5 protein-coding genes and 1 pseudogene are annotated in these 6,372 nt (G+C 46.2%); 1 reads left to right on the top strand and 5 read right to left on the bottom strand.

Features of this window, described 5'->3' with window-relative positions; all coding sequences use genetic code 11:
- Positions 1 to 46 precede the first annotated feature (46 nt).
- Positions 47 to 1,162, top strand: coding sequence for a polynucleotide adenylyltransferase PcnB (gene pcnB, locus ACI4L0_RS01930; RefSeq protein ID WP_439798478.1), 1,116 nt, complete (start codon positions 47 to 49; stop codon positions 1,160 to 1,162).
- A 361-nt stretch (positions 1,163 to 1,523) separates the two neighbouring features.
- Here pcnB and trpS read toward each other — a convergent pair whose 3' ends face one another.
- From trpS to ACI4L0_RS01955, 5 genes and pseudogenes are all read right to left on the bottom strand, one after another.
- Entirely contained in the window at positions 1,524 to 2,606 is a 1,083-nt protein-coding gene (gene trpS, locus ACI4L0_RS01935; RefSeq protein ID WP_439798479.1) for a tryptophan--tRNA ligase, read from the bottom strand.
- A 166-nt stretch (positions 2,607 to 2,772) separates the two neighbouring features.
- Positions 2,773 to 4,254, bottom strand: a complete 1,482-nt coding sequence (locus tag ACI4L0_RS01940) for a glycogen synthase (RefSeq protein ID WP_439798480.1) — start codon at positions 4,252 to 4,254, stop codon at positions 2,773 to 2,775.
- Positions 4,251 to 5,456 carry a pyridoxal phosphate-dependent aminotransferase gene (locus ACI4L0_RS01945; protein WP_439798481.1) on the bottom strand — a complete coding sequence of 402 codons (1,206 nt, stop codon included), beginning with the start codon at positions 5,454 to 5,456 and terminating at the stop codon, positions 4,251 to 4,253. Before ACI4L0_RS01945 ends, ACI4L0_RS01940 begins: the two co-directional genes overlap by 4 nt.
- A 513-nt stretch (positions 5,457 to 5,969) precedes the next feature.
- A complete protein-coding gene (locus ACI4L0_RS01950) occupies positions 5,970 to 6,095 on the bottom strand; it encodes a hypothetical protein (RefSeq protein WP_439798482.1) in 126 nt (41 codons plus the stop codon).
- Between the two features lie 44 nt (positions 6,096 to 6,139).
- Positions 6,140 to 6,372, bottom strand: a pseudogene (locus ACI4L0_RS01955) (hypothetical protein); the annotation flags it as partial.

Consider the following 6,372-nt stretch of genomic DNA (forward strand, 5'->3'; position numbering starts at 1 on the left):
CGCTTCCCTTGACTACAAAAGCTTTGAACATTAAAATAGGTTCACTGTGTTAGTTAGATATTCTACAGATGAAAAAGGAAAGCTTGTAAAAAAGGCGCTTGTTTACACAAAGGAAGAGCACTGCATAAAGCTTGATTCAATAGACCCGGATGCAATCTATATTATTGAATGTTTAAAGAAAAACGGTTTTGACTCCTATATTGTCGGCGGCGCGGTAAGGGATCTTATCGGCGGAAGAATTCCAAAGGATTTTGACATTGTAACAGATGCCACGCCGAGCCGCATAAAAAAGATATTCAGGAACTCAAGGATAATCGGAAAAAGATTCAGGCTTGTGCATATTTTCTTTGGCACAAAGATTTTTGAAGTCAGCACATTCCGCTCAACAATAGACGGATCAATCGGCAATGCGTTCGGCTCAATGGACGAAGACGTAATGCGCAGGGATTTTACGCTCAATGCGCTTTACTACGATCCTCTCAAGCAGCAGATTATAGACTATGTGGGCGGTGTCCAGGACATAAAAAAAGGCATTGTAAAGCCTGTGATTCCAATCAGCAGAATTTTCATAGAAGACCCGGTGCGGATGCTCAGAGCGGTAAAATACGGAGCAACAACAGGCTGCAAGCTTCCCCGCAGTCTTAAAAGCAAAATCAGAAAATCCGCCCTTCTGCTTTCTCCTGTTTCCCCTTCCCGGCTCACCGAGGAATTCCTGAAAATCATCAACAGCGGAAATTCCTATTCGATCATAAGCGCGGCGCTGGACACGGATCTGTATGAATACCTTCAGCCTGCCGCTTCAAACCTCATACTGGAAAACAAAAAATTTGCAAAGTCCTATCTTGCAAACCTGAAAAAGCTCGATGAATTCGTAAGGAAAAACCACGACTCACGCCTAGGCGAGCGGCTGTATTTCTTGCTGAAGGATTTTGTCGAGCAGCTCACAGACTGGAAGCTTGAAACCCAAAGCGAATATTCAGTTCCAGAGATTTACAAGCGCACCTGGACAGTGTGCAGAAATTTTGTGCTTCCTATAAATCCGCAGAGAACGGAGCTTGACTTTGCAGTCAGAAAGCTTCTTCAGGACGCAGGAATTCAGGTAAAGCCCAAGCGCACAAAAAAATCCAGAAAAACTCCCCAGAGCCAGGAAGATTCAGACTAGAAAACGCAGGGCAAAAGCACAATCCGACTGTGCATATTAAAACAGAATTGATTTCTAGAATACCATCAGCAAGAAGCATGGACGTTTTTTCCGCCATTATGTCTGTTGCATTTCGGGGCTGTCTGATAAGTTTTTAGCATACTCTCATTCCGAATTCACAGTATCATTTCTAATTTATACTGTCATTCCGAATTTATTTCAGAATCCATGCACTATATACAGCACAGATACTGAACTAAATTCAAAATGACAATAGTTTTTAGAGAGCACTGAAATCTTATACCAAAGCAGTGATTACCAAAAAAATGCTATATTTCGCACGGAATAAACCATAACCGGCTTATTCCATGCACGTAAAAAATCAAATTTTCATGTTCATTGCTTCGCGGACTTCATCCAATGTCTGAACAGCTATTTCACGGGCGCGCTCAGAGCCTTCAAGCAGAACTTTTCTGATATAATCAGGATTTTTCTCAAGCTCCCGGCGGCGCTCTCTCAGCGGACGAAGCTCCTCGTTAAGTGATTCTGTAAGCACCTTTTTCAACTCGCCGCTGCCTTTTTCGCCGATACGCTCAGCAACAACAGCAGGCTCTTCCCCGGTGCACAGAGAAATAAGCATAAGAAGATTTGCCACTTCCGGGCGGTTCACAGGGTCATAGGATATAACACGCTCTGAATCAGTCTTTGCCTTTTTTATAAGCGCGGCAGTTTCATCTTCTGTGCTGCAAAGGAAAATTGCATTTCCGCGGCTCTTGCTCATCTTCTGGCTTCCGTCAAGTCCAAGAATACTCGGAGTCTTTGACAAAAGCGCCTGCGGAAGAGGAAAAACAGGCTCTCGGTTCTTGCAGAATTTTCTATTGAAAGCCTTTGCAATATTTCTTGTAAGCTCAATATGCGGAAGCTGATCCTTTCCAACCGGCACTACAGTTCCCTTGCAGAACAGAATATCGCACGCCTGGTGAATAGGATAGGTATACATGCCGGCATTCACGTTTGTAAGCCCCGCGCTCGCAATTTCCTCTTTTACGGTAGGATTGCGGGAAAGCTCCGCATTGCTTACAAGTGTCATAAACGGAAGCATAAGCTGGTTACACTCAGGAACATAGCTGTGCGGATAAATCACAACATTTTTTCCCGGCTCAATTCCAGCCGCAAGGTAGTCAATCACAAGCTGCTTTGTATTCTGGCTGATTTTATCAAACGCATCGTGATCGGTAAGCACCTGATAGTCCGCAATAAGAATCATTGTAGGCACACCGAGCCTTGCAAGCCTGACCCTGTTTTGCAGGGAGCCGAAATAATGTCCGATATGAAGATTTCCCGTAGGACGATCTCCGGTAAGAACTCTGTACTTTCCAGGATTAACCTGAATATCCGCTTCTATCTGTTTTGAACGTTCCACAGACGCCAAAAACGTCTTGCTGCTGTCAAATTCTTCTGCCATCTGATTCCTCAATCTGAAGCTTGCCTTGCAAAGTTTCCTCTTGCCTTTAAAGGCACGGGCAGCACAGGACAATCACACCCTGATTATCCAGCGCTACAGTAAAAAAATATATCCTAACTTAGCACATTATGCAATGTTTTAAGAAAATGCCAATCACCGGCGGCGACTAGCCATTGATTCCGCACCCTCTGGAAAGAGCTTCCCTGTAGACTTCAACGTACCTGTCGGCAGCCTCGTCCCAGCCGAATGTCTTTTTCATGCCGGTCTGCTGCATTTTACGGATATGCTCCTTCTTGTTGTAGTAAGCCCAGACTGCCCAGCCCACGGTATCATACACAGCGCGAGGAGTAAGCTGCTCAAACACAAAGCCAGTTCCTTCTCCTGTTTCCTGATTGTAGTTTTCAACAGTATCGGCAAGTCCGCCTGTTTTGCGCACAATAGGCAGGGTTCCGTAGAGCATGGAATATATCTGGTTCAGGCCGCACGGCTCATAGCGCGAAGGCATAAGGAAAAAGTCGCTTCCGGCTTCAATAAGGTGGCTGAGCGCATCGTCATATCCGATATAGGCGCGCAGATTCGGAAGCTTTGACTGCAAGACATTGATTTCATTTTCGCACCAGCTTTCGCCGCTTCCAAGAACCGCAAACTGAACTTTCATATCCCGGCAGATATCATAGACAGAACCATAGGCGGGAGCAAACACTTCAGCAATTCCCTTCTGGTCCACAAGGCGCGTAACAATTCCCACCACAGGAATATCAGGATTCACCTCAAGCCCCATTCTCTTCTGAAGCTCCGCCTTGCACACAGCTTTTCCGCTCATTTTTGAAGCTGAATAATTCGCAGGAATTTTTTTGTCCACTTCAGGGTTCCACTGGCTCACATCTGCGCCATTCAGAATTCCCCTTATAACTTCGCTCCTTACACGCAGAAGCCCGTCCATTCCAAAGCCGCCCTCGGGTGTCTGGATTTCACAGGCATACGTGGGCGAAACGGTTGTTATCATGTCAGCTGAAGAAACTCCGGCCTGTAGAAAATTGATTCCGCCGTCATGCTCAAAGCCAGCTCCGTAGTAAAGCCCCCAGTCAATTCCCAGGGCAGGAAAAGAATTCTTTGAATACTGCCCCTGATAGCCCTGATTATGAATTGTGAGGACGCTCGCAGTTTTTTCAAAGCCGCAGTACCTGCAAACATGCTTTAAAAGAACCGGCGCAAGGCAGCTTGACCAGTCATGGCAGTGGATTATATCAGGGAACCAGCCAAGCTTGCGGCACACCTGGAATGCACCGTGGCACAAAACAGAAAAGCGGTAGGGATTGTCGTGGAAATCAGTTTCAGACGGCACACCGTAAATTCCGTCGCGCCCAAAGCACTGCTCGTGGTCTATAAAGTAAACAGGAATTTTTTCGCAGCCGGGCATCGTGGTTGTGTAAACCGCAGACCATGTTTCCACAGTTCCAGCGGCAATCGCCATCGGGCCTTCGAGCTTTACAAGCTTGTTCCGGTCAATCTTATAGTAGCGCGGCATTACAATTCTGACATCATGCCCCATCTGTGCAAGCTGAATGGAAAGCGCGCTCACCATGTCGGCAAGTCCGCCGGTCTTTGCAAAGGGAACAGCTTCCGCAGTAACCATAAGAATTTTCATTTTGCTTCCTCCAAATCTTTGACTGCCTTTACAAAGGCCGCTCTTGAATTTTTTATTGACTCTTTGCTCACACAGTAGGCAAGCCTTATCCAGCCCTTTCCGCCGAAACCGCTTCCGGGAGCTGAAAGAATATTGTATTTTTTAAGATAGTCGCAGAAAGCCATATCATCGCCTTTAAAAACGGAAGGAGCCTTGCACCACATATAGAATGCACCCTCCGGCACAATATGCTCAATTCCGGCCTCATCAAGAATTTCCATAATCAGGTCGCGCCTCTCACGGTAAAGCGAATAGTCAACCTTTGCGTTCCATGTTTCCGCGGCAACACGCTGAAAAAATGCCGGCGCATTAACGTAGCCCAGAATTCTTGTTGTAAAAATACAGGCCGCCACAACTTCGTCCCGGTCAGGACATGCCGGGTTCACGCAGATATAGCCGATTCTTTCCCCGGGAAGGCTCAAATTCTTTGCAAACGAAGTAACCACAACCGCGCTGTCGTACACGGGGAACACAGGAGGCACGGTTTTTCCGTCGTAGGCAATGGCACGGTAAGGCTCATCGCACACAAGATAGGGTTTTCTGCCGCATTTCCGGGCATGAAGCTCCATGGCGCCGGCAAGTTCCTTTATCTGCTGCTCGGAATAAATGCGGCCGGTGGGATTGTTCGGGCTGTTTATAAGGACAGCGGCTGTATGCTCATCCATTGCGGCGGCAAGAGCTTCCACATCAAGAGAAAAATCCTCTCTGGCAGGAACTTCAACAAGAGTGCCGCCGTAGTTCTTTACATAATGGCGGTACTCAGTAAAAAACGGGGCAGAAACCAGCACTTTATCCCCTTCGGAAATAATAGCCTTAAAAAGGGCATTCAGCGCGCCGGCCGCTCCCACAGACATTACAACACAGTCCGCGCCGACAGGAACTCCCTGCTCCGCCTGGGTTTTCATTGCCATTGCAGCGCGCACAGACGGATAGCCGGCATTCGGCATATATCCATGGCAGTTTTTTGAGCGGTCGGCCGCAAGCTTCTGTATGCACTGAAAAACTTCTTCCGGCGGCTCAAGGTCGGGGTTTCCGATGCTGAAATCAAAGACCTTGTCTTCTCCGTACTTCTTTTTCAGCTCAAGGCCTTCTTCAAACATTTTTCTGATTACTCCAGCGCTTTTACTGGTCATAGTTGACTTTATATAAGGTGAAACAGGCATTTTTTCTTATACGCTCCTGATAAATAAACTGATTTTACAAATCAATTATACCACAGAGCCAGCATTTAGGGAACCTAAAATAAATTTTTGCAAAAGGGATATAAAAAACCGCGGGATAACACAGGGCTGTCTGCGGAATTTTTCCGAATGAATTGGCACAATTTATAATGTCATTCCGAACTTGTTTCGGAATCCGTGTAGTGTGTACAACACAGATGCTGAAACGAGTTCAGCATGACAAGGTTAACGTCATGCCAACTTTCCGCTGTCATTCCGAACTTGTTTCGGAATCCGTGCGGTGTGCCTAGCATAGATGCTGAAACGAGTTCAGCATGACAATGATTTGCTGAACTAAAACCAGAATGACAGTTTTTCAGAAAGCCACAATACAGTCCAAGTTTCATGGCATGAAAGTCCACGTTTTGTGGCGAGTATAAAAAAATGAACGAACACTGCTCAGCAAGGCTCGTTCATTTCTATCACATTACAAAAGCTGCGTGGTGTCCGGGAAACTCACTGTTCGTCCACAGTACCGCCGCTGAAAGGAGCCAGAATCACTCCATTATCATAATATCCTTGAATAGTATAACCGTCGCTTGTGCATGAAAAATTCAATTCAGTAAATTTTATATTTTCCATTTCTACTTCAGAGCTTATAACGAAGTCACGCAGGTTTACGGTCATCACCCTGTCGTGAGTAAAAAAGTAACCGTTCTTTTTTCCTCAGCATCGGGCATGACCATGTTATAGCCGCTGTCGGCAATGGCAATCTCCTTGGGCTTTATTGCTACAAACCTGCGCGGACCGTAAAACTTAGAGCCACGCTCTGTATACTGCGGAATATAGGCTGTCTTTGGCGTTAAAGAGAAATTGTCAAATGTTGTGGATGAAAAATCCTGAGATTTGCTTAGGCTGC

The sequence above is a fragment of the Treponema sp. genome (assembly GCF_051883275.1).
GTDB lineage: Bacteria > Spirochaetota > Spirochaetia > Treponematales > Treponemataceae > Treponema_D.